We start from the raw sequence: 23,478 nt of genomic DNA on the forward strand, positions 1-23,478 counted from the left end.
AGGATTACAGCATGTCGATTCTGATTAATAAAGACACCAAGGTCATCACCCAGGGCATCACCGGCAAGACCGGCCAGTTCCACACCCGTGGCTGCCGCGACTATGCCAACGGCAAGAACTGCTTCGTTGCCGGCGTGAACCCGAAGAAAGCCGGCGAAGACTTCGAAGGCATTCCCATCTACGCAAGCGTCAAGGATGCCAAGGCATCCACCGGCGCCACCGTGTCCGTGATCTACGTGCCGCCCGCAGGCGCCGCTGCCGCCATCTGGGAAGCCGTTGACGCTGACCTGGACCTGGTGGTCTGCATCACCGAAGGCATCCCCGTGCGCGACATGATGGAGCTCAAGGACAAGATGGCCAAGGGCAACAAGAAGACCCTGTTGCTGGGACCGAACTGCCCGGGCCTGATCACGCCTGACGAAATCAAGATCGGCATCATGCCGGGCCACATCCACCGCAAGGGCCGCATCGGCGTGGTGTCGCGCTCGGGCACGCTGACCTATGAAGCAGTGGGTCAGCTGACCGCGCTGGGCATGGGCCAGTCGTCGGCAGTGGGCATTGGTGGCGACCCCATCAACGGCCTGAAGCACATCGACATCATGAAGATGTTCAACGACGATCCCGAAACGGACGCCGTGGTCATGATTGGCGAAATCGGTGGTCCGGACGAAGCCAATGCGGCTTACTGGATCAAGGAAAACATGAAGAAGCCGGTAGTTGGCTTCATCGCTGGCGTGACCGCGCCTCCGGGCAAGCGCATGGGCCACGCCGGCGCGCTGATCTCGGGTGGTGCCGACACGGCGCAAGCCAAGCTGGAAATCATGGAAGCCTGCGGTATCAAGGTCACCAAGAACCCGTCGGAAATGGCTCGCCTGCTCAAGTCGATCCTGTAATACGGAAACGCAGCCTCCCGCCTCCGGGCGGGAAAGCTTGCCGGAGCCGGCGCGCTCGCATGACTGCGACCGCACGCCGGCCCTCGATGCCCCCGCCTTCGTGCGGGGGCATGTCATTCTGGCGTGCCGGTCACCTAGGGTATCTCCCGAGGCGCGTGACATGCCGATTGAAACCGAATCGAAAGCTTGATACGGTAAATCTTCATGTCTGAAGACTCAGACATGCGAAATTCCATCGGCGCCGCAGGTTTTGGCAGCGCTGTGTGGCGTTCGAATCATAATTTAAGAAACTCGAGGAGCTTTACCGTGGAACTGCTGTCCTCCACCGCCTTCTGGATCGCGTTGGGATCCATTATCCTGACCAACATCGTGCTCTCCGGCGACAACGCCGTGGTGATCGCGCTGGCCTCCCGCAACCTCCCGCCCGCCCAGCAGAAGAAGGCCATCTTCTGGGGCAGCGCCGCCGCCATCATCATGCGGGTGGTGCTGACGGTAGCCGCGGTCAAGCTGCTGAGCCTGCCGTACCTGAAGATCGTCGGCGCCATCCTGCTGGTCTACATCGGCGTGCAACTGCTCACCGGCGACGACGACGAAGAAGGCCACTCGGCCAAGGACAATATCTGGGCCGCGATCCGCACCATCCTGATCGCCGACCTGGTGATGTCGCTCGACAACGTGGTGGCCGTGGCCGCCGCCGCGCAGAAGGGACCCGAAGGCAGCCAGCTGATGCTGCTGATCCTGGGCCTGGGCCTGTCGATCCCCCTGATCGTGTTCGGCAGCACCATCCTGCTGAAGGTCATGGACCGCTTCCCCATCATCATCGTGCTGGGCGCCGCGCTGCTGGGCTACCTCGCGGGTGAAATGCTGGTCAGCGACCCGGTGGACGCCGCGTGGTTCGAGATGCATGTGCCGCATGCCCACCTGGTGTTTGGCGCGATCGGCGCCGCGCTGGTGGTGGTGGTTGGCAAGCTGCTGAATAAGCGAGCGCCACAGACGGCTTGACGCGCTTTGTAGGGTAGGTGGCATCCCCGTTGGGGGCGCCGCCGGAAAAACGGGCGGCCCGGGAGCTGCCCGTTTTGTTTTTGGGTTGCTGTGCATCCCATGGGGTGGATATGGCCGTGATGTCAGTGCGCTTTCAGACTGACTTAAGCTAAAACATCGGTTTACTGACCCTCCGCGTCATACTTAGTGACAAAATTTGCGCCCGATCAACGCTCGGAATGGGCCTAAGTGGCGAAAATTGTCACCCGTCGACGAGCCATCAAGGCTTGCCGGCGCTGGCACGCTAAGTGCTAAGAACTTACGGCATCACATGAAACAAAATGTTTCGATTTGTATCCAAAATTCCTTCGAGGGGTCAATCATGCAACAACGGGTTCAACAACTGAAAAAACTGGGCCGCCGAGCCCAGAAGGGCTTCACGCTGATCGAACTGATGATCGTGGTTGCGATTATCGGTATTCTGGCTGCGATCGCGATTCCGCAGTATCAGGATTATGTGACGCGTAGCCGTTGGACCGAAAACATTTCGTCGATTGCTGCGTTGAAGCAGGCCATCGCGGAATGTGCGCAGACGAACGCGCTGGCAGCGGGGGCAATTGCCGCTCCCTGCAATACCTCCGCGGCACTTGCAACTGCAGCGGGTGGTGGCTTTACCGCTATGCCGACACCGACCAATGGCACTGTGGACTATGGCGTTACCGCCGCTGGCGTAATCACTATTGTTGGGAAGCTTGCGTTAGCAACCGGTGGTTGTACGGTGACGTTCACGCCGGCCGTCACCGCTTCCTCGGTGACATTCACGGCTGCGACTACTGTTTGCGGGAAGCCGCAGACAGGTGTGTGATTTAAGCTCTACTTGATCAGTAAAGAAAAAGCGCCTTCGGGGGGCCTGTACGGGATTTTGTGTGCAGGGCATAACATGTCGACAAGGAGCATGTAATGCCACGCAAACCAAAGGCCATACCCAGGGACCTTCCGACCATCCCTAAGGAGCTGATCGATCAGTTCGTTAAAGGTCCGATGACTGCTGAGGCGGTGCAAGACGCCGCCATGGCGTTCAAGAAGGCCCTGATCGAGCGGGCGATGGGCGCGGAGCTGGGCCATCACCTGGGCTACCCGGCGGGTGCCGAGCGCCCCGAGGATGCAACCAACCAGCGCAATGGCTCCAGCGCCAAGACCGTGCTTACGGACACGGGACCCTTGCGGCTGGCGATCCCGCGCGACCGCGACGGCAGCTTCGCGCCCATCCTGATTCCCAAGCACGACCGGCGTTTTACTGGCTTTGACGACAAGATCATCGCCATGTATGCGCGCGGCATGACGGTACGCGAGATCCAGGCGTTCCTGGTCGAGCAGTATGGCACTGAGGTGTCGCCCGCGTTCATCAGCTCGGTAACGGATGCGGTCATGGAGGAAGTCACCGCCTGGCAGGCCCGTCCATTGGAGGTCATGTACCCGGTCGTGTTCTTCGACGCGCTGCGGGTCAAGATGCGCGAGGATGGCGTCGTGCGCAGCAAGGCGGTCTATCTGGCGCTGGGCGTGCTGCCCGATGGCACGCGTGACATCCTGGGCCTGTGGATCGAGACCACCGAAGGGGCAAAGTTCTGGATGAAGGTGTTCAACGACCTGAAGACGCGAGGCACCCAAGACATCCTGATCGCGGTGACCGACGGCTTGAAGGGCATGGAGCAGGCCCTGAACGCGGTGTTCCCGAGCACGACACTGCAGACTTGTGTCGTGCATCTGATACGCGGCAGCCTGGACTACGCGAGCTGGAAGGACCGCCGTGTGGTGGCGGCCGCGCTCAAGCCTGTCTACACGGCTGCCACGGTTGAGGCCGCCGAGGCGGCGCTGTTGGCCTTCGAGCAAAGCGACTGGGGCAAGCGCTACCCACCGATTGCAGCCTCCTGGCATCGCGCCTGGGACCGGGTGATTCCATTCTTTGCGTTCCCGCCGGCCATCCGCAAGATCATCTACACCACGAATGCCATCGATAGCATCAACGCGCAACTGCGTAAGATTATCAAGACCCGCGGGCACTTCCCGAGCGATGAAGCGGCCACCAAACTGCTGTGGCTAGCCTTGCGCAACATCACCGGCAAGTGGGGCAGCGCCACGCACGACTGGAAAGCCGCCATGAACCAGTTCGCGATCCTCTACGAGGATCGCTTCACACAACCCCATCGCTGAGATAGGATCAAAGGCCTGCCTGCCGGGCAGCCTGCCCGGCAGGCAGGTTTTTAGCCTTGCACACAAAAATCCTGACACCCCCTTCGGGCGCTTTTTCTTTACCCAGTCCCCAAGCTATCATCCGCCTTCTGCCCCCAAGGCATAACAAGGCACCCCACATGCTGCCCTCTCGGTCAGCCATCCCTCTCAGCTTCCTCGCCGTAGCCCTCACGCTGCCGCTGCTGGTCTCCCGGCACACGCTCCCGCTCGCCACCTTCTACGGCGAATGGACCTCGGCATTGCTGTTCGCGCTCGCTGTCATCCTGCTGGGCGCCGCGGCGCTGCGGCAGGGCAGGAGCACGGCCTACAACGCTGCTCCCGCCCAATTCCCCTGGATCCTACTTTTCCCCCTCTGGCTGATCGCCACCGGCGTCACGCAAACGCTGACCGGCATGGCCGATGTGTCGGGCAGCCGGCTGATTACCGAGCTTTCGCTGGCCCTGGCTGGCGCGGTGATGTGGACAGCCTGGCGCCAGGGCCGTGCCGCGACGCCCGTGGAGCGCCAGACGATGGTCGATGTGCTGGCAATGGCCTGGCTGGTGGCCGGGTTGCTGGGCACGCTCGCACAGTGGGTCCAGGTATTCGGCCTGGAGCCCGACACGCTGGGGATGGTGTCCACTTACTTTTACGACGATAACCGCCGCCTGTGGGGCAATCTGAACCAGCCTAACCACCAGGCTACGGTTGCCGGGATCGCGCTGGCGGCGGGGGTCTGGCTGGCGGCTCGCGGGTGGCTGCGGGCGCCGGCCTGGCTGGCGGCGGCGTTGCTGCTGGTGAGCGGCATCGTGCTGTCCGGCTCGCGCACGGGCGTGCTGCATGTGGGGCTGGCTTCGATTTATGCGCTGGTCGCTGCCTGGCTGGCGCGGGGCGGGGCGGCGTTTGGCGGCCCGGGCGAGCTGGGTGGATTCGCGGGTGCCATGCAGCGCGCCGGCCACGCCGGGCGCAATCCCATGCGACGGCCTGCTGGGCTGGCGTTCGCCGCGGTGGCCATGGTGGCGCTGCTGCTGATCCTGCAGCCGGCGATCAAGAGCGCCGGGCAGGCAATGGACTGGCGCCTTTTCGATACCGTTGCGCAGATGCAGGGGGCCGACCAGCTCTCGTGGCGCGCCGCGATGTGGACGCATGCGTGGGCGATGTTCCGCGCGCATCCGTGGCTTGGAGTGGGTTGGGGTGAATACGGCTGGGCACAGTTCCAGCAGCTCGCGCAGGTGGGCGTGAAGGTGGAGATGTCGCTGCATGCGCACAATGCCGTGCTGGACATGCTGGCCAAGACGGGCGTGATCGGCGCGGCGGGTGTGTTCCTGAGCCTGCTGGCATGGCTATGGCGCGTGGCGCGCCAGCGCTTGTGGCGCGGGGTGCGCCCGAGCGCGCGCAGACGGGGCTGGTGCTGGCCTGGCTGGCGATGCTGTGTGCGCATTCCATGCTTGAGTACCCGCTGCACTACCTGTATTTCGTGCTGCCGTTCTGCTTCTTGCTGGGCTGGCTGGAGCCATCGGGGTTCGGCCGCCTGCGCGTGCCGCGCGGGTTTGCCGTGCTGGCGGGCGTGGTATTCGCTGGCGTGGCGGCGGCCATCCTGGCCACCATGTGGCAGGACTACCGCCGTGCCGAGGCGCGCGAGTACGCGCGTGCCGAGCGCCGGGCCGCACTGCCGATGCCGAACTTCTGGTTCCGGCAAGCGGCCGCGTCGGACGCGATCGAGGAGGCGAAGATCACGCCGGAGAACGCGGCGCAGTTGCTCGGGCCCCATATCGCCGCGGTGCACCTGCTGCCGACGCCGACGCTGATCTCGCGCACCGCCTGGCTGATGGCGCTGACCGGTGACCCGGTACAGGCCCGTGCATGGCTGGAGCGCCTGCGCTTTTACTTCGCGGGGGATGAGGCTAACCAGTTCGCGGCCCTCGCCCAACGCTGCGCCGAAGTCGACGCCGCGGCGCGGCCGCGGGATTTCTGCGACTGGGTGCAGCTGCGCGCCAAACACAAAGCGGAGTGAGCGTCCCTGAGCAGGGCCGCGCTACGCAGGGTTATTGCGGCGCGTAGCCCGGGGGCGGGGGCGGCGGATAGTAGTACGTCGGCGCTGCGGCAGGGCGCGGGACTGAGGCCATGCGCCCGTAGACCGGTACCCGGTGGCCGCTTGCGTACATGCATTGCACATACGCGGCGTCGTACCGACGCTGGCTGCCGTAGCCGGCATATTGGGCATTGCCTGCCCCGACCGCCGCGCCCGTGAGCAGGCCGACACCCGCGCCCACCGCCGCGCCCGAGCCGCCATTGAAAGCCGCCCCGGCCGCCGCGCCCAGCGCGGTGCCCACCACGGCGCTGCCTACCGCGCTATTGGTGGCCGCCTGGTTGGCGGTGACACCCCTACCTGGCCAAAGGCGTACTGGCGGCAGCTATTGTCGTCGGCCCGGAACTGGTCGAAGTTCTTGCCGGTGCCCGGCAGCACCATCACGCTGGGGCCGCTGGGCATCACGGCGCACCCGGCCAGCACCATCGCCGCGAGCGGCAGGCTCAGCAGGATTGGCAGGCTGGGGCGGTTGACGTGGTTAAGGACTTTCATCTCGGCACCTCGATACCTTGGTCTTCGATTGCGCGCCGCGCCGTGGGCGTTTCGGGCATTCAGCGTACCGGCCCTGTCAAGCGTCAGACGCTAGGCGGGTGGCTGTGCCGGCACCTTATGCCAGCCGCCGGGACAAGCCTTGATGTACGGGTAGTAGCCATCCGGCCGCGCGCAGCGATACCAAAACGCCTGCTGCTGGGGCACGGGTGCCGCTACACCGCCGCTGTCCATTTCCATCGTGTCGTCCTGGCCCTGCTCGATGTATTGCGGCGGCGACGCAGGTGCCCCGACGACGGCGGGACCATAGGCGTAGCCGGGCGGGTAGTAGTACGGGTAGGGGTAGCCCCACCCGTATCCGTAGCCAAATCCGGGACCGATGTAGACGCCTACGCTGCTGTGCCAGCCACCATGCCAGCCACCGCCGCCGTGCCATCCGCCACCACCGTGCCAGCCGCCGCCGCCTCTTCCCGCCAGCGCGGTACCGCTCGCGCCCAGCGCTGCCAACACCAGCAAGAGCTGGCCAACCCTACGCCCGTTCATGTTGCCCACCTTGGATCGACGCGGAACGTGGTCCCGCTGGCGGCGCAGTTCGCGCCCCTAGATTGCATTGAATACCAATTTGCCGTAGCCCGCGATGTGACGCCTGCTGGCGAAATGCGGCGTTACGCTTGTTACAGCGGAAGCGGCTCTGACGTAAGACTGTGTCAGGTTTGGTAAGAAAGGCGGCTCGCGGCGGCGATGCGGATCAGGCACATGCGGCGCGTGCCGGGCGTCCTGCTCAGGTGCCTGAGACCCAATCCCCCGACTTGCCTCCATGCTTCTCCAGCAGCTTCACGTCGCCCATCACCATGCCGCGGTCGACCGCCTTGCACATGTCGTAGATGGTCAGCAGCGCCACCTGCACGCCGGTCAGCGCTTCCATCTCCACACCGGTCTGGCCATGGGTTTCGGTGCGCACGGTGCAGCGGATGGTGGCGCTGGCCTCGTCCAGCGTGTAGTCCACCGCCACCTTGGTGAGCGAGATCGGGTGGCATAGCGGAATCAGGTCGGAGGTGCGCTTGCTGGCCATGATGGCGGCCACGCGCGCAATGCCTAGCACGTCGCCCTTCTTGGCCGTGCCGTCGCGCACCAGCGCAAAGGTGGCGGGCAGCATGGTGATGGTGCCGGTGGCGATGGCCACGCGGTGGCTGTGCGCCTTGGCGCCGACGTCGACCATATGGGCTTGTCCGGCGGAATCGAAATGGGTGAGCTGGCTCATGGCGTGGACCTGGCGGATGGCGGGAATGAATGCGTGACGGATGCGCTTGCCGCGCATGCCGGGGCAGTGCGTGGCAAGACCGGGCGACGCCCGATGGGAATGGCTTGCGCAGGCCGCTATCATAGCAACATGCGTAAGAACCAAACGCTCGCCGGAGCGCTCTCCTCGCCCGCCCGACGGGCGCGCCTCATGTCTTCCAGGCCTCCCGGGGGCCTTGGCCGCCGCTCGCTCGCGGCGCTGCTGGCGCTGACGGTCGCGCTGCCCGCTTGGCCCCAGCAACGCCTGCTGCTGAACGACCCCACGCGTACCGCGGCGGCGGCGGCTGCCGCGCCGGAGAGCGACAGCCGCGACGGCGGCGACCAGGTCTATGACAACCTGAACCGCAGCGTGAAGGCGGGGCAGAAATCCGATTTTGGCCTGCGCAGCAACAACACCGTGGTGGAGACCTCCGGCGTGCAGCTGCCCGACCTGGGCGATCCGTCCACCGCGTCCCTCACGCCCGACATGGAGCGGCGCCTGGGCGACCGCATCATGCGCGAGATCCGGCGCGATCCGGACTACGTGTCCGACGCGCTGCTGGCCGACTACCTGAACGCGCTTGGCTATCGCCTGGTGCAGGCGGCGCGCCGGCAAAACATCTCCGGCTCCACCGGCGCCGGCACCTTTGCCACGGGCTTTGAGCTGTTCGCGGTGCGCGACCGCAGCATCAACGCTTTTGCGTTGCCCGGCGGGTATATCGGTGTGCACACCGGCCTGCTGGTGCAGTCCGATACCGAATCCGAGCTGGCCTCGGTGCTGGGGCACGAAATCGGCCACGTGATGCAGCGGCATATCGCGCGCGGCATCACCACGCAGGACCAGTCGATGTGGATCGCGCTGGCCTCGATGGTGCTGGCCGGGCTGGCCGCCACCAAGAGCGGCGACGCGGCCGCGGCGCTGGCCATGGGCGGGCAGGCTGCGGCGGTGTCCAACCAGCTGTCTTTCTCGCGCGGCGCCGAGCGCGAGGCCGACCGGGTCGGCTTCCAGATCATGACCGCGGCGGGGTTTGACCCCCAGGGCATGCCCGACTTCTTCAAGCGGCTGCAGCGCGTGGTGGGGATTTCGGAGAGCTCGATGCCGTCGTATGTGCGCACCCACCCGCTTACCTCCGAGCGGATCGCCGACATGCAGGACCGCGTAAGCCATGTGGCCGTGCGCCGCGTGGCGAGCACGCCCGAGTATGAGTTCGCGCGGATGCGCTCCCGCATCCTGCAGGAAACCACGCCGAGCGATCTGCAGAACGCGCGCGCGGCGCTACAGGCGCAGCTGGCGGCAGCCTCGCCGGCGCGGCTGCCTGCGCTTTACTACGGCATCGCGTTCGCCGAGCAGCGGCTGGGCCGCAACGCCGCGGCCGAGCAGTCGCTGGCCGAAGCCCGCCGCTTCTACGGCACGATCCCAAGCGCTACCTCGGGCAGCCCCATGCTGGATGTGATGGCGATCGAGCTGGCGCGCGCGCAGGGACGCCAGCAGGACGCGCTGAACCAGGCGGTGGCGTCGATGAAGGCGTTCCCGTTGTCGCACGCGGTGGCACTGAGCTATGCCGCGACCTTGCTCGGCGCCGGCCGGATGGACCAGGCAGTGACCTTCCTGCGCGAGCGCACGCGCGAGGAGATCGCCCGCTCCGAGTGGTGGGACATGCTGGCGCGGGCCTACGCCGCGCAGGGCCGGCGCGTGCAGCAGCACCAGGCGCTGGCGGAGAAATACGCGGTGGATGGCGCCTACCAGGCCGCCATCGAGCAGTTGCAGATCGCGCGCAAGGCGGGCGACGGCGATTTCTACACGCTGTCGGAAGTCGATGCGCGGCTGCACCAGCTGGAGCGCCAGTACCGCGAGGAAAAGCAGGACAACAAGGGCATGCCTAACTGACGCGATGGCGCACTGGCGCCGTCACTCAGGCAGCCTGTTCCCCCGCGGGCGGTTGCGGCTGGCGCACAAAGCCGTAGCGCGCCGGCACTTCGTCCTCTGCGATCGGCTCGACCTGCACGTCGGTGCCGTTGAAATGAAACACGCCGAGGTTGCCGCCGCAGGCCTCGCCGTGCCAGGTGCAGGCGCTGCTGAAGCCATCGAGATCATGGTCGTGCAGGAGCGCGGCCTGCAGGCCGCCGCCGCTCTCGCCCTCCACCGTGCCCGCCAGCACCACATTGCCGTGCTCGTCCGCATGGCAGCCATGCAGCGTGAAGGCACGCTGCGAGCTGGTGTGCAGCTTGCCCTGGTGCAGCCGCACGATCCACGGCGCATAGGCCAGCGACACGAACACGCGCTGCGGGCCGTTCTGGAAATACCAGGCGCCGCGTTCGTCGCGCTGGTAGTTCCGCTCGATAAAGGCGATCAGCGCCTCGTGGCGGATCGGGTCGCCGGACAGGCCGTGCTGCTGGGCGTACTCGTTGCGTATGCGCCATTGCCCACGCCGGTCCAGCGCCAGCCAGCCGTAGCAGTTGGGTACGTTGGGCCAGCGGGCCATGGCTTGCTTGACTGTCTCATCCATCTTCGGTGCCTCCTTGCGGGACCGCCCGTGCCCGGGCACCCCGCTCGCATTCGTTCTGGCGACGCCTGTTGCGCAGGCGCGGCCCGCACTCTCCGTGGCCTTAAGCCACGGCGTCGAAAAACCGCAGCATGCGCGCTGGCAGCCACTCGATATGCCCCGCATAGGGTAGCAACGGCAGGGCGCGCAGCCCATCTTCGCGCGGTGTCATGAAACCGACGTGACCACCATGCTCGGGCTGCTCCAGCCAGACCTGCGGGCTGACCTCGGCGGGGCCCGGCAGGTGGCGCGCCGGCAGGAAGGGGTCGTTGCGCGCGTTGAGCACCAGCGTGGGCACTTTGATTTCGCCGAGCACCGGCTTGCTGGATGCGCGCGCCCAGTAGTCATCAGTATCGCGAAAGCCGTGCAGCGGCGCCGTCACGATATTGTCGAACGCGTACAGGTCGCGGCTGGCGAGCATGGCCTCGCGGTCGAACAGCCCGGGATACTGGCTCAGCTTGGCCAGCGACTTGCGTTTCAGGGTTTGCAGGAACATGCGCGTGTACAGCATGTTGAAGCCCTGCGACAGCGCCGCGCCGCCGCCGGCCAGGTCCAGCGGGGCCGAGACCGATGCCGCCGCGCTGATAAAGCCCGCGGCGCTGCCTTGTTCGCCGAGCAGGCGCAGCAGGGCATTGCCGCCGAGCGAAATGCCTACCACCAGCAGCTTGCGCCCGTGGCCGCAATATTGGCGGTGCAGACGTTCCAGGATCCAGTGGAGTTCCTCGGCGTCGCCGGAGTGATAGAAGCGCGGCGCCAGGTTCAGCTCGCCCGAGCAGCCGCGAAAGTGCGGAATCACGCCCTGCCAGCCGCGCGCCGCCAGCGCATGCATCAGGGCCTGCGCGTAATGGCTGCCGGAGTCGCCTTCCAGGCCATGGAACATCACCAGCAGCGGGGTATCGGGCGTGACCGGGTGCGTGGTCCAGTCCAGGTCGACGAAGTCGTCGTCCGGGGCGGTCCAGCGCTCGCGCTTGAAGCTGACGCGCGGCGGGCGCTGCGCGAAGCGCGCCGGGATGATGGTCTGCGCATGGCCGCCGGCGAGCCACCAGGGCATGCGGCGGCCGCCGCCGAACGCGGAGGCGGCGCGGATGTCGTCCGGTGCGGGCCGGTGGTGCGAAGGCGGAAGCTGGCTCATGCCTGCAAGGCTTTAGGCGATCATGCGACGCGCGCACGGGCTGGCCGGCCCGTGCGCGCTGCGTCCAATCCTAGTGGAGGGCCTGGCCTGGCGCCGTGCTCACGGTCGCGACCTGGGCAGCGTTGGCCGGGCTGCAATGGATGTGCGCCAGGCGCCAGCCCTCGTGGTTCTGCATCAGGACATAGGTGGTGTGCACGTAGAGGTCGGCTTCGACGCGGTCGTCGCCAAAGCGCAGGGCTTCGGTCACGTCGAAGATGGCGACGCCCATCGAGGTATGGCTGCTGGTCTCGATCACGTCGATCAGCACCGGCTGTACGTCCAGCAACTGCGCGAAGGCCTGGCGCAGGTGCTCGTGGCCGATCAGGCGCTGGCCGTCCGGCATCACGCAGGTAACCGAGTCTTCATCCAGCCACAGGCGCAGCGCGCCGTCGGCATCGCGCAGCTTCATGGCCTCGCGAAAGGCTTCGACGATGTCTTCGGCGGAATCGAACAGGCGGGCAAAACGCGGCATGGTGGACTGGGCTCAGGGATTCGTTGGCCGGATAAACACGAACGGCGGGTCAGCGCTTCAGGCCCGGTGCAGGAGCTTGCGCAGCTCCACAAACACCATTTCGGGCTCGATGTCCTTCAGGCAGCGCAGGTGGCCAAGCGGGCACTCGCGCTTGAAGCACGGACTGCATTCGAGCTGCAGCCACATGATACTCGCAGCCTGCGACAGCGGGGGTGTATGGCGCGGGTCACTGGAGCCAAACACCGCCACCTGCGGCCGGTTCAGCGCTGCGGTGACGTGCATCAGGCCGGAGTCGTTGCAGACAGCCGCTTCCGACATGGCCAGCAGGTCCACGGCATCGTCCAGCGAGGTCTGGCCGCACAGGTTGCGCACGAAGGGCGCGCCCTTGGCGATCTCGTCGGCGATCTCGGCGTCCTTGGGCGAGCCCAGGGTGATCATCTGCGCATACGGGAACGAGCGCTTGAGCATCTGCGCGAGCTCGGCGAAGTGCGCGGCCGGCCAGCGCTTGGCGGGGCCAAACTCCGCGCCCGGGCAGAAGGCGATCAGGCGCGTCTGCGGGGCAATGCCGAAGCGCTCCGCGGTCTTGGCCATGCGCACCGGGTCGGTCCGCAGCCGCGGCTCGGGCAGGTTCTCCGGCAGGCGGGCGCCGGGCTTGAGCGCCAGCCGCGCGTAGTGCTCCACCATGGGCGGGCGCTGGTCGCGGGGCGGATTGCCATGGCGGATATTGAGCAGGCCGAAGCGGGCTTCGCCGCGATAGCCGACGCGCAGCGGGATGCCGGCCAGCCAGGGGATCAGCGCGGACTTGAGCGAGTTCGGCAGCACATAGGCCGCGTCGTAGCCTTCGTTCTTGAGCTGCTGGGAGAACATCAGCCGTGCCGAGAGCTGCAGCTTGCCGTGCGCCAGTTCGCTGGGGAAGACCTGGTGGATCTCGGGCATGCGGGCCAGCACCGGCGCCACCCATTTAGGGGCGAGGGCGTCGATCTGCAGGCGCGGATGGCGCGCTTTCATGAGGGTGAAGAGCGGCTGCGCCATCAGGGCGTCGCCGATCCAGTTGGGGGCGATGACGAGGGCTTTTTCATGAATGGGGCGCTGCCGGAAGGGTTGGCGTGGCGCAAGCTGCGCGCGCCACGCACGCCAACGCGCCGGCGCGCCGCATGGCGGGCCGGAGCATCGGGGTGGTGCGGTCAAGCGTGGGCCGTGTCAGTGGTGACCCTTGATCACGGTGCCGGGCTTGAGCTTGTAGACGGTACCGCAGTACGGGCACTTCACCTCGCCGGTGTCGGTCACGTCGAGGAAGACGCGCGGATGGTAGTTCCAGGTCGGCGTGTTGCCGGTGGGGCAGTGCAGCGGAAGGTCTTCCGCGCCGATTTCGATCAGGGAGGCGGTTTGCGTCATGGTGTTGCGGGGATGGTTTTAGTCTTTAGTCTTTTGTATGGACTGAAGTATGACTGGTTAAGCGGTTCGTGATTGCCTGGCGAGTTTCCGGGTTCCGGGGTGGTTTCAGACCACGGTCAGCCAGTGCTTGTATTGCTCATTGGTGCCGCCGACCGCCGAGAAGAAGGCGTCCTGCACGCGCTTGGTCACCGGGCCGCGGCGGCCTTCTCCGATCACGCGGTCGTCGAGCTCGCGGATCGGCGTGACTTCGGCCGCGGTGCCGGTGAAGAAGGCCTCGTCCGAGCAGTACACCTCGTCGCGGGTGATGCGCTTCTCGCGCACCTCGATGCCGAGATCGCGGGCGATGGTGAGGATGGCGTCGCGGGTGATGCCGTCCAGGCACGAGGCCAGGTCAGGCGTATAGATCACGCCGTCGCGCACCACGAACACGTTCTCGCCCGAGCCTTCGCTGACGTAACCTTCGGTATCCAGCAGCAGGGCTTCGTCGTAGCCCATGCTGGTGGCTTCCTGGTTGGCCAGGATCGAGTTGATGTAGTAGCCGCTGGCCTTGGCCCGCACCAGCGACACATTGACGTGGTGGCGGGTGAAGGAAGAGGTCTTGACGCGGATGCCGCGCTCCAGGCCTTCCTCGCCAAGGTAGGCGCCCCACGGCCACGCGGCAATGGCCACGTGGATGGTGTTGCCCCTGGCCGAGACGCCCATTTTTTCCGAGCCGATCCAGACCAGCGGGCGGATGTAGCAGGACTCGAGCTGGTTGGCCTTCACCACCTCGCGTTGCGCCGCTTCCAGCGTAGCCGCGTCGAACGGCATCTGCATCTGGAAGATCTTGGCCGAGTTGAACAGGCGGCGGGTGTGCTCCTTGAGGCGGAAGATCGCGGTGCCGGCCGGCGTCTTGTAGGCGCGTACGCCCTCGAACACGCCCATGCCGTAATGCAAGGTATGGGTCAGCACATGGATCTTGGCGTCACGCCATTCGATCAACTTGCCGTCCATCCAGATTTTTCCGTCGCGATCCGCCATCGACATGGTTCTCTCCCTGAGCGCCGTCAGCAATGCAAAAAAGACATTGTAAACCCCGGGACCCCCTGTGCCAACGCGGCCGCGGGTCCGCGGGGGTCTAAAATCGTCACATTGTGTATGCCGCCACTGCCACCTGTGACCCTGCCGCCGTCGTCCGGACCTATCGCCTTCCACCTCGATCCGCATGGGTCCAGGCGTGCTGCGCAGTTGCGCGAGATGCTGTTCTCGGGGGCTGCGCAGGCGGAGATCGACGCCCTGGTGGCGCCGTGGGAGATAGGTCCCAGCCTGCCCCGCATCCTGCTGTCCGTGGCGTATGGGAACGACGATCCCGCAGCGCTCGAACGCGTGGCGCCGCCGTGGCGATGGCGCATCCTGCAGGCGGCGCTGAATGCGCTGTGCGCTGACTGGGACCCGCGCCTGCGGCCTTACCTCGACTATCTGGCTGCCATGCAGGCGGGGCGGGCCGCCGAATTCGCGGCGCTTCCGGCTTCATTGCGCGCGGCGTTCGCAGAAGGCTTGCTGTACGGCGAAGAGCGCCAGCGTGCGATGGCGGCGGTGGCGCCTTCTGCCACGTCCGCCCCGGATGCTCCGGATGCCGCGCCGGGCAACGGTTTCGGGCCGGCGCTGCGCGCCTTCGCCGAGGTCGGGGACGGCGACTGGGCGGCCGCGCAGGCGGGGTTCGAGACCGCGCTCAGGCGCCTCAGGGCGCAGCTCGGCCGGCGCACCGGATTGCTGCCGGCTGCGCTGGCGCCTTACTACCCGCTGTCGTTGCTGGCCCAACGCACGCCCGCCCACCTCGAACAAGCCCGCAAGTTCTGCCAGGCGGAAGCGGGCACGCGCAACCCGGAGCCCACCGAGCGCTGGGGGCTGTGGTGCCACGTGCTGGCGGTGCATAAGGGTGAAGCGCGCCTGGACGAAGCCGCGTTCGAATTGCGCCCCGAGGTGCCGCCGCTCGCGCAGTTCTGGCGCGTGCTGCTGCGCGCATGGGCCGGCGATGTGGCGCAGGCCAGCGGCCGGCGCCAGCCGGCTGCCGCCCGTGCCGAAGCCATCGCGGCCCTGCGCGAGCGCCTGCAGGCCTGCGGCCATCACTGGTTCAACCAGCAACTGGACGCCGCCCTGGCGCTTGAAGCCGGCGAACCCGTGCCGGAAACCTTCTTCGCCGGCCAGCGCCAGGAAAGCTGGCGGCTTGCGCTCGAGGCTTTGCAAGCCCTCGCGGGCGAGACGCGCGCGCCCGACGGCGCCAGCGCCAGCCGCCTGCTGTGGGCGTTGACCATCGACGCCGATGGCGCGGTCGGCACCATCGAGCCGCTCGAGCAGCAGCGCGGCCCGCGCGGCTGGAACAAGCCGCGTCCCGTGCCGCTGGCCCGCCTGGCCGAAGACGACCGGCTCGAGCCGTGGGACGCCCGCGTGGCCCGTGCGGTTCGTCGCGACCAGTCCTATCACCGGCGCTACGTGCTCGATCGCGCCGCCGCCATGCTGGCGCTGGTCGGGCATCCGGGCGTGGTGCTGGCGCAGACCCCCGAGCAGACGCTGGAAGTGGTGGAGGGCGCGCCCACGCTGGAAGTGGTGCGCCAGGGCGGCCGCTATACCTTGCGGGTCTCGCCCCGGTGCGCGAGGCCCCGGCGATGGACAGCTTCCTGCCCGCCGGCAGCCGCGCCGATGCCGAAGCCTTGCGCCAGATCACCGTGCTGCGCGAAGGCTCGCAGCGCCTGCGCGTGATCCGGCTCACGCCGGCGCAGCAGGGCGCGGCGCAACTGATCGCCGACGGGCTGGCCGTGCCGGCCGAGGCGCACGCCCAGCTCGACGCCACGCTGCGCGCGCTGTCGGGGCATTTCCAGGTGCACTCCGACCATGATGGCAGCGCCCGCGAGCTCGAGACCGAGAGCCGGCTGCGCGCCGAACTATCGCCGCTGGGCGAAGGCCTGGCCCTGCGGCTGGTGGTCACCCCGCTGGGCCCGCTCGGGCCGCGGCTGGCCCCGGGCAACGGGCGCGAGCGCCTGATGGCGGCGGTCAAGGGGAAAGCCTGGCCACGGTGCGCGAGCTCAAGGCCGAGCTGGCCCACGTGGCCGAGGTCTTCGACGCGCTGCCCTTCCTGGTGCCGCGCTCGCCGGAAAGCGGCGAATACGACTGGACCCTGGCCGACCCGGAGGAAGCCTTGTCGGTGGTCGAGCAGTTGCCCGGGCTGCCCGGCGTGCTGGCGGTGGAATGGCCCCGGGGCAAGGAAATCCGCGTGGTGGGGGCCGACATCCCCCAACTGGCGGTGCACATCGAAACCGAGAGCGAATGGTTCAAGCTGGTCGGCGAGCTGAGCGTGGCCGAGGGGCTGGTGCTGCAGCTCGGCCAGTTGCTGGCCTGGGCCGGCAGCCATGCCGGGCGCTTCATGCCGATGGGGCAGGGTGTCTATGTGGCGCTCACGCGCAGCCTGCGCGCGCGGTTGCGCGACCTGGCGAGCGTGGCGCACAACGTGCCCGACGGCATCAAGGTGCCGCTGATGGCGGCGCCCTGGCTGGACGACGTGCTGGCCGGCGCGGGCATCGACCCCGACCAGCATTTCCGCCAGCGCGTGGCGCGGCTGCGCCGGGCGCGCAATAGCGACGCGGTGTTGCCGCCCAACCTGGCCGCCGAGCTGCGGCCCTACCAGGAAGACGGTTACCGCTGGGCCATGTCGCTGGCCGAGGCCGGCTTTGGCGCCTGCCTGGCCGACGACATGGGGCTGGGCAAGACGCTGCAAGCGCTGGCGGTGATGCTAGCGCGTGCCGACGGCGGCGCCGCGCTGGTGATCACGCCGACCTCGGTGTGCGGCAACTGGGCCGAGGAAGCAAGGCGCTTCGCGCCGACGCTGCGCGTGCACATCTACGCCGAGGGCGAGCGCGCGGCCTTGCTGGACCAGGCCGGGCCGCATGACGTGGTGATCGTCTCTTACACGTTGCTGCTGCAGGCGCGCGACGCCTTCTGCCAGCGCGAGTGGCACACGGTGGTGGCCGACGAGGCGCAGGCGTTCAAGAACGCCGCCACCAAGCGCTCGCAGGCGGTGTTCGAGCTGCGGGCCGATTTCCGCATGGCGCTGTCGGGCACGCCGGTGGAAAACCGGCTGGCCGAGCTGTGGTCGATCATGCGCTTTTGCAACCCCGGCCTGCTCGGCTCGCTGGTCCGTTTCAACGAGCACTTCGCGGTGCCGATCGAGCGCAATGGCGTGCGCGAGGCGGCCCAGCGGCTGCGCCGCATGATCGCGCCGTTCGTCCTGCGCCGGACCAAGGCCCAGGTGCTGGACGAACTGCCGCCGCGCACCGAACTGGTGTTGCGCATCGAGCAGGACCCGATCGAGGCGGCCCACTACGAAGCGCTGCGCCGCCAGGCGCTGGCCGAAGCCGAGGCCGTGGTCAAAGGCCCGAAGGCTCGCAAGACCGCCGCCGGCCAGCCCGCGGCCGAGGCGCGCATCCATGTGCTGGCCCAACTGATGCGGATGCGCCGCGCCGCCTGCGACGCGCGCCTGGTCACGCCCGAGCTGGAACTGGAACTCGGGCAGGAGGGCGCCAAGGTGCGCGCTTTCGTGCAACTGGCGGGCGAGCTGGCTGCCAACGGGCACAAGACGCTGGTCTTCAGCCAGTTCGTCGATTTCCTGCAGTTGCTGCGCCGGGGGCTCGATGCGGCCGGCCTCGCCTGGCAATACCTCGACGGCGCCACGCCGGCGGCCGAGCGCACGCGGCGCGTGGCAGCGTTCCAGGCCGGCGCGGGCGATGTCTTCCTGATCAGCCTGAAGGCGGGCGGCTTTGGCCTCAACCTGACGGCTGCCGACTACGTGATCATCGCCGACCCCTGGTGGAACCCGGCGGCGGAGGACCAGGCCATGGGCCGCGCCCACCGCATCGGGCAGCAGCGCCCCGTGACGGTCTACCGCCTGATCAGCGCGGGCACCATCGAGGAACGCATCCTCACGCTGCATCACGGCAAGCGCGCGCTGGCCGATGGGATCCTGGAGGCGGGCGAGGACGGCGGGGCCGGCTTTACCGGCACGGCGGCAGCGCTGCCGGACATCGACGAACTGGTGGGGCTGCTGCGCAGCTAGGGGCGCAAGGGGTGCTTCCGCCAGCCGGGTCGATCGGGATGGCACCGGGGTTCCGCCCCATGTCTGCTTATACCAACATGGCATACCTTCAAGCGAACTCCGTCGTTGGTAATGCGGCGGATCGTTGGTATCTTGCTGTCTTGGCCCGGGGCGCCAGACCCCGGCCGGCAGCCCCGACCCGCATTCTTTTTCTCGACGGTACCCCCATGTTCCGCACAGCTACCCGCCGCATCTCGCCCGTTTTCCATTCGTCCCGCGCATCCCGCCTGGCCGCCGGCCTTGGCTTGCTGGCCGCGCTGAGCACGCTGGCCGCGCCGGCCCGCGCGCAGGACCCGGCGTGGCCGACCCAGCCGATCACCATCCTGATGGGCTTTACCCCTGGCTCCGGCGTGGACATGGTTGGCCGCACGCTGCAGGAATCGCTGCAGAAGTCGCTCAAGGCCACCATCATCTATGACTACCGCCCCGGCGCCGGTGGCAATGTTGCCTCCGAAGTGGTGGCGCATGCCAAGCCCGATGGCTACACGCTGCTGCTCGGCACCGCGGCCACGCACGGCATCAACCCGGCCCTGTACAAGAGCCTGCCGTTCGACGCCGAAGCCGATTTCACGCCCGTGGCGCCGCTGGTGGAAGTCTCCAACGTGCTGACCGTGAACCCCGCCGTGATCGACGTGAAGTCGGTCAAGGAGTTCATCGAGAAGGTCAAGGCCAACCCCGGCAAGTACAACTATGCGTCGACCGGCAACGGGACCGGCACCCACCTGGCCTTTGTGGAGTTCAACGCGCGCGCCGGCCTGGATATGGTCCACGTGCCGTACAAGGGCGGCCCCGATGCGCTGCAGGCCGTGCTCAAGGGGGAGGTGTGCTGCATTTTTAATCAGGTGCAGAGCGTGTTGCCGCAATATCGCGCCGGCAAGGTGCGGCTGCTTGGCGTCACCACCAAGAACCATGTGGCGGTGATTCCCGAAGTGCCTACCATCGCCGAGAGCGGCTTGCCTGGCTTCAACAGCACCATCTGGTTTGGCTTCTTCGGTCCCAAGGGGCTCGACCCCAAGATCAGCAAGAAGATCAATGATGCGGTCAAGGTCGCGCTGGAAACGCCGGCGATCCGGCAGAAGCTGATCGAGGCAGGCAATTCGCCACGGATCGAGACGGTCGAGCAGTTCCGCGGCACTGTGAAGGCGGATCGGCAGAAGTGGGCGGGGGTGGTGAAGAGTGTTGGGGCGTCTATTGATTGATATGGTGTTGGGTGATTTGGGGCAAGGGCAGAACCGTTGGCTCTTGCTGCGGGGTTGGGCTTTGTTTTCTTGGCGTTGGCTATTGCACCCAAGAGCCGTACGACATCCCCCTGCGGGGGCTGCCGGTCACTCTTCTTTGCGCGGCAAAGAAGACTAACGAGAAGAAAGCCGCCCTGCCGGGGGCAGAGCAATAAGGCTGTTTTTGCCTCTGTGAATGCGTCGTACGGCCCTGAGTGTTGGCTGGCGTGCCTTACCTGCCCAAAGGTCATCGCACCTGCATGACCCACGGGTTTCGTGGTGCGGCCCCTGACCTCGCGTGCGGTGACCATTCCCACATCTGCCGTTCGCGGCGCGGAGGGCCACGATGCTGCCGGCCTTGCTGGTTTCGTGGTTTTGTCTCTGGCGGCGGGCGCCCGGCCATTTGAGGCCCTGCCGTACCGGCTCATCCGGCAACTTGCTATCAGCGCCCCTGGTTTCGTGGTGGGCACCGTGGCCCGGTCCGCAAGGGTTACGCTCGAACATCACCGCGCTTGCCCTCCGAGACAAAACCACGAAACCAGCCACACCCGAAACGGCGCAGCACCTCGCGCCGCGAACGGCAGATGGCCGAACGCGCACCGCACACGAGGTCAGGGGCCCCACCACGAAACCCATGGGTCATGCAGTTTCGATGACCTCCAGGCTGGTAGGACACGCCAGCCAACACTCAGGGCCGTACGACGCAACCCCCGAGGCCCATGAGCCTTATTGCTCTGCTCCCGGCAGGGCGGCTTTCTTCTCGTTAGTCTTCTTTGCCGCGCAAAGAAGAGTGACCGGCAGCCCCCGCAGGGGGATGTCGTACGGCACTTGGGTGCAAAAGCCAACGCCGCAACAAAGAGCAGCGACTGATCCAGCACACCCCCCGCCACAACGTCCAACAACTGTTAAGCAACCACTTACCACCCCCTCCCACTCCCCCTATAATGCCCAATTCCCCCTAAGGGCTTTCCCGCCCGCGGCGGCAGCCATCCCCCTATCTTCAGTTATGACATTCCGACCGCCCCAGGCACTGCTGCGTCCCTGGCATCGTTTTGCCCCGGCCGAGCGGGCCGGCTTTATCGAGGGGGCGCGGTATTTTGCGCCGTCCCTGCCTGCCGTGTTCTCCTGGGGGCTGGTGACCGGCGTGGCCATGAGCAAGTCGGTGATGAACGTGCCCGAGGCGATCGGCATGTCCTTGCTGGTCTATGCGGGCTCGGCCCAGTTGTCCGTGCTGCCGCTGTTTGCGGCGGGCCTGCCGTTGTGGACGGTGTGGCTGACCGCTGCCATCGTCAACCTGCGCTTCGTGATCTTCAGTGCGGGGCTGCAGCCGCATTTCAGCTACCTGCCGCTGTGGCGCCGCACGCTGCTGGGGTCGTTCAACGGCGACCTGCATTTCGTCTACTTCATGCAGCGCTATGCCACGCCGGGCCATGAGCCGGGCAAGGAAGGGTACTTCTGGGGCATGGCGCTGACCAATTTCACCATGTGGCAGGTCTCGTCGATCATCGGCATCGTGCTGGCCAGCGCGTTCCCGGATAGCTGGGGCCTTGGGCTGGCCGGCACGCTGGCGCTGATTCCGGTGATGGTCACGACCATCCGCTCGCGTTCCACGCTGCTGGCGGTGGCGGTGGCTGCGACGCTGGCGCTGCTGTGCTTCCAGCTGCCTTACCGGCTCGGCCTGGTGGCGGCGGTGGTGGGGGCGATCGCCGCCGGCATGGCCAGCGATGAGCTCGCGGCCCGCGCGACCTTGCGCGGCATCCGCCGCCGCAAGGCGGAGCATGCGCCCGCGCAGTCAGCTTCTCAGTCGGCCCCTCAGTCAGCCTCCCCGGCTGCGGAGGACCGGGCATGAGCCATCTCGAGATCTGGATCGCGCTGGTCGGCATGGCGCTGGTGACCATTGTCACCCGTGCGCTGTTCCTGATGGCGGGCGAGCGCGTGACGGTGCCGGACCGCATCCAGCGCGCGCTGCGCTACGCGCCGGCGGCGGCGCTGGCGGCCATCATCCTGCCCGACCTGATGACCTGGCACGGGCATTTCACGCTGGCACCCAGCAACTACAAGCTGGTGGCCGGCGCGGTGGCGCTGGTGTTCTACCTGGCGACGCGCCGCATGGTGGGCATGATCGTGGCGGGCATGGCGGTCTATACCGGCCTGCGGCTGCTCGGCTGAGCCGGGGCCCGGCGTTCGCCGGGCCCCGAAGGCGCGATGCGGCTAGGCAGCGTCGCCGGGGCCGTCTTGCCCCTCGGGCCCGGGCCCGAGTGCCGTGCCCAGCTGGGTCAGCAGCCGCGTCAGGCGGGCCTGCGTGCTGGCGCCGGTCTTGAGGAATACCGCCTTGAGCTGGCTGCGCGCAGTTTCGTGCCGCACGCTCAGGCGCTCGCTTGCTTCGGGCAGGCCCATGCCGGTGGCCAACAGGCTGGCCAGGCGGATCTCGGCGGGCGTCAGGCCATAGACTTCGCGCAGCAACTGCGGGAGTTGCGCCGGCGTCTGCGCGTCTTCATGGATCACCACCAGCGCGGCGGGTTGCTGCCAGGGCAGCGCAAAGACGTGGGACGGCGGCAGCGGCAGCACGATCAGCTGCGCGCAGGCGCCGCTGGCATGGCGGGCGATGGCCGCATGCGCCGGCACCGTGCTGTGCGGCGCGCAGGCAGCGGTCACCAGGTCGGCCAGCGAGCGCGACAATTGCCACTCGCCGGCCTTGCCGGCGGGGTCCAGCCGCCGCACCCAGCGCTCGCCGATGCCGTTGCTCAGCAATACGCGCCGCTCGGGCGAGAAGGCGATTACGCCGAACGACAGGCGCTCCAGGATCTGCGCTGACAACTGCGCCAGCCTCGACAGCCCGAGGGTGCGGTCGCGCATGGCCATGGCGCTGCGCATGTGGGGCAGCGCCCAGTCCAGCGCGCTGACGTCCGCCGGCGTGAAATTGCCTTGGGAGAACGAGCGCTGCAGCGCGAAATACACCTCGTAGTGGGGCTTTCGCTCGACCAGGCAGGCCGCGTAGGAGCACAGGTCGAAGCGGTGGAAGAAATCGCGGTAGAACGGGCTGCGCTGCATCGAGCCCTCGCCAAAATCGCGCGCATCGATGTACCACTCCCCGGGGAGAGGTTATGGGCAAACAGCTTGCCCGGATCGAGTTCGTGGAACTCCTTCTCGTAAGCGCTGAACAGCTCCTGCACCGGGCGCACCATCTCGTTGACCGTCATCAGGTCCCGATCGGTATCGCGCACGATCATCGATGCGTGCGCGCTGCCTACGATGTTGCTCAGGGTGCTCAGACTTTGCTGCCAGGCCTGCGCGTCAAGAATCCCTTCATACAAGCCACGGATCGCCCCGTGCATGTCTTCGTTCATGATTACCCCTGCCTTCGCGACAACGGCGTTAGCCGTGTGGCGCCGACGCCGCTTCCCGTAAGCGCGTCCGGCACCCGTGCCTTGGGTCCCGTCTGAAGCGGGCCTCTGGCTATGTTTTTGCGTGCTCTTCTTGTACCAACTTGTGCATACAGTGCGCGCTTTGGCAGCAGCGTACGAGACCAAGCGTGATTGTCGCACCCCCATTCAGGGGTGCGTTGCAAGGGTGTGGCTCGCCGCCCGCTGTATGTGGCG

General features: G+C 67.1%; 17 protein-coding genes and 4 pseudogenes. 11 read left to right on the forward strand and 10 right to left on the reverse strand.

What is annotated here, in order from left to right; translation table 11 throughout:
* The first annotated feature begins 11 nt into the window (after positions 1-11).
* From sucD to OMK73_RS38515, 6 genes and pseudogenes are all read left to right on the forward strand, one after another.
* Complete coding sequence (sucD, locus tag OMK73_RS32355) at positions 12-893, forward strand: succinate--CoA ligase subunit alpha (RefSeq protein ID WP_043343904.1); 882 nt, start codon at positions 12-14, stop codon at positions 891-893.
* 306 nt (positions 894-1,199) lie between these two features.
* Positions 1,200-1,895 (forward strand): TerC family protein, encoded by a 696-nt coding sequence (locus tag OMK73_RS32360; RefSeq protein ID WP_267605602.1) that lies wholly within the window; start codon positions 1,200-1,202, stop codon positions 1,893-1,895.
* Between the two features lie 361 nt (positions 1,896-2,256).
* The gene (locus OMK73_RS32365; RefSeq protein WP_267606593.1) at positions 2,257-2,739 is read left to right on the forward strand and encodes a pilin; all 483 of its coding nucleotides are present in this window, start codon (positions 2,257-2,259) and stop codon (positions 2,737-2,739) included.
* A gap of 95 nt (positions 2,740-2,834) precedes the next feature.
* On the forward strand, positions 2,835-4,085 hold the full coding sequence (locus OMK73_RS32370) for an IS256 family transposase (RefSeq protein WP_267605603.1): 1,251 nt from the start codon (positions 2,835-2,837) through the stop codon (positions 4,083-4,085).
* A gap of 647 nt (positions 4,086-4,732) precedes the next feature.
* Positions 4,733-5,362 (forward strand): annotated as a pseudogene (locus OMK73_RS38510) (O-antigen ligase family protein); the annotation flags it as partial.
* Between the two features lie 182 nt (positions 5,363-5,544).
* Positions 5,545-6,114, forward strand: coding sequence for a Wzy polymerase domain-containing protein (locus OMK73_RS38515; protein WP_324291787.1), 570 nt, complete (start codon positions 5,545-5,547; stop codon positions 6,112-6,114).
* 31 nt (positions 6,115-6,145) lie between these two features.
* Here the strand turns inward: OMK73_RS38515 and OMK73_RS32380 are convergent.
* The 3 genes and pseudogenes from OMK73_RS32380 to moaC form a co-directional block, all read right to left on the reverse strand.
* Positions 6,146-6,615: pseudogene (locus OMK73_RS32380) on the reverse strand (YMGG-like glycine zipper-containing protein).
* A 156-nt stretch (positions 6,616-6,771) separates the two neighbouring features.
* Positions 6,772-7,221 carry a hypothetical protein gene (locus tag OMK73_RS32385; RefSeq protein ID WP_267605604.1) on the reverse strand — a complete coding sequence of 150 codons (450 nt, stop codon included), beginning with the start codon at positions 7,219-7,221 and terminating at the stop codon, positions 6,772-6,774.
* Between the two features lie 238 nt (positions 7,222-7,459).
* Positions 7,460-7,939 (reverse strand): cyclic pyranopterin monophosphate synthase MoaC, encoded by a 480-nt coding sequence (gene moaC, locus OMK73_RS32390; RefSeq protein WP_267606594.1) that lies wholly within the window; start codon positions 7,937-7,939, stop codon positions 7,460-7,462.
* A 189-nt stretch (positions 7,940-8,128) separates the two neighbouring features.
* Here moaC and OMK73_RS32395 point away from each other — a divergent pair, with 189 nt between their 5' ends.
* Entirely contained in the window at positions 8,129-9,844 is a 1,716-nt protein-coding gene (locus OMK73_RS32395; protein ID WP_267606595.1) for a M48 family metalloprotease, read from the forward strand.
* 25 nt (positions 9,845-9,869) lie between these two features.
* On the opposite strand, the gene OMK73_RS32400 is transcribed toward OMK73_RS32395, so the two are convergent.
* From OMK73_RS32400 to OMK73_RS32425, 6 genes are all read right to left on the reverse strand, one after another.
* Positions 9,870-10,463: a DUF2946 family protein gene (locus OMK73_RS32400; RefSeq protein ID WP_267605605.1), complete on the reverse strand. Its 594-nt coding sequence runs from the start codon at positions 10,461-10,463 to the stop codon at positions 9,870-9,872.
* A 100-nt stretch (positions 10,464-10,563) separates the two neighbouring features.
* The gene (locus tag OMK73_RS32405) at positions 10,564-11,631 is read right to left on the reverse strand and encodes a YheT family hydrolase (protein WP_420715619.1); all 1,068 of its coding nucleotides are present in this window, start codon (positions 11,629-11,631) and stop codon (positions 10,564-10,566) included.
* A gap of 70 nt (positions 11,632-11,701) precedes the next feature.
* Entirely contained in the window at positions 11,702-12,142 is a 441-nt protein-coding gene (locus OMK73_RS32410; RefSeq protein WP_150991864.1) for a YybH family protein, read from the reverse strand.
* 57 nt (positions 12,143-12,199) lie between these two features.
* The gene (waaF, locus tag OMK73_RS32415; protein WP_267606597.1) at positions 12,200-13,225 is read right to left on the reverse strand and encodes a lipopolysaccharide heptosyltransferase II; all 1,026 of its coding nucleotides are present in this window, start codon (positions 13,223-13,225) and stop codon (positions 12,200-12,202) included.
* Positions 13,226-13,342: 117 nt separating this feature from the next.
* Complete coding sequence (locus tag OMK73_RS32420) at positions 13,343-13,537, reverse strand: zinc-finger domain-containing protein (RefSeq protein WP_006158072.1); 195 nt, start codon at positions 13,535-13,537, stop codon at positions 13,343-13,345.
* Between the two features lie 105 nt (positions 13,538-13,642).
* Positions 13,643-14,563 (reverse strand): branched-chain amino acid transaminase, encoded by a 921-nt coding sequence (locus OMK73_RS32425; protein ID WP_267605606.1) that lies wholly within the window; start codon positions 14,561-14,563, stop codon positions 13,643-13,645.
* A 1,134-nt stretch (positions 14,564-15,697) separates the two neighbouring features.
* On the opposite strand from OMK73_RS32425, the pseudogene OMK73_RS32430 reads away from it, so the two are divergent.
* From OMK73_RS32430 to OMK73_RS32445, 4 genes and pseudogenes are all read left to right on the forward strand, one after another.
* Positions 15,698-18,623, forward strand: a pseudogene (locus OMK73_RS32430) (DEAD/DEAH box helicase).
* 206 nt (positions 18,624-18,829) lie between these two features.
* Entirely contained in the window at positions 18,830-19,861 is a 1,032-nt protein-coding gene (locus OMK73_RS32435; protein WP_267605607.1) for a Bug family tripartite tricarboxylate transporter substrate binding protein, read from the forward strand.
* A gap of 1,024 nt (positions 19,862-20,885) precedes the next feature.
* Positions 20,886-21,728 carry an AzlC family ABC transporter permease gene (locus OMK73_RS32440; RefSeq protein ID WP_267605608.1) on the forward strand — a complete coding sequence of 281 codons (843 nt, stop codon included), beginning with the start codon at positions 20,886-20,888 and terminating at the stop codon, positions 21,726-21,728.
* Positions 21,725-22,048, forward strand: a complete 324-nt coding sequence (locus tag OMK73_RS32445; RefSeq protein WP_267605609.1) for an AzlD domain-containing protein — start codon at positions 21,725-21,727, stop codon at positions 22,046-22,048. Before OMK73_RS32440 ends, OMK73_RS32445 begins: the two co-directional genes overlap by 4 nt.
* A gap of 42 nt (positions 22,049-22,090) precedes the next feature.
* Here the strand turns inward: OMK73_RS32445 and OMK73_RS32450 are convergent.
* Positions 22,091-23,226: pseudogene (locus OMK73_RS32450) on the reverse strand (helix-turn-helix transcriptional regulator).
* Between the last annotated feature and the right edge of the window lie 252 nt (positions 23,227-23,478).

The organism is Cupriavidus sp. D39 (assembly GCF_026627925.1).
In the GTDB taxonomy this organism is placed as follows: Bacteria; Pseudomonadota; Gammaproteobacteria; order Burkholderiales; family Burkholderiaceae; genus Cupriavidus; species Cupriavidus ulmosensis.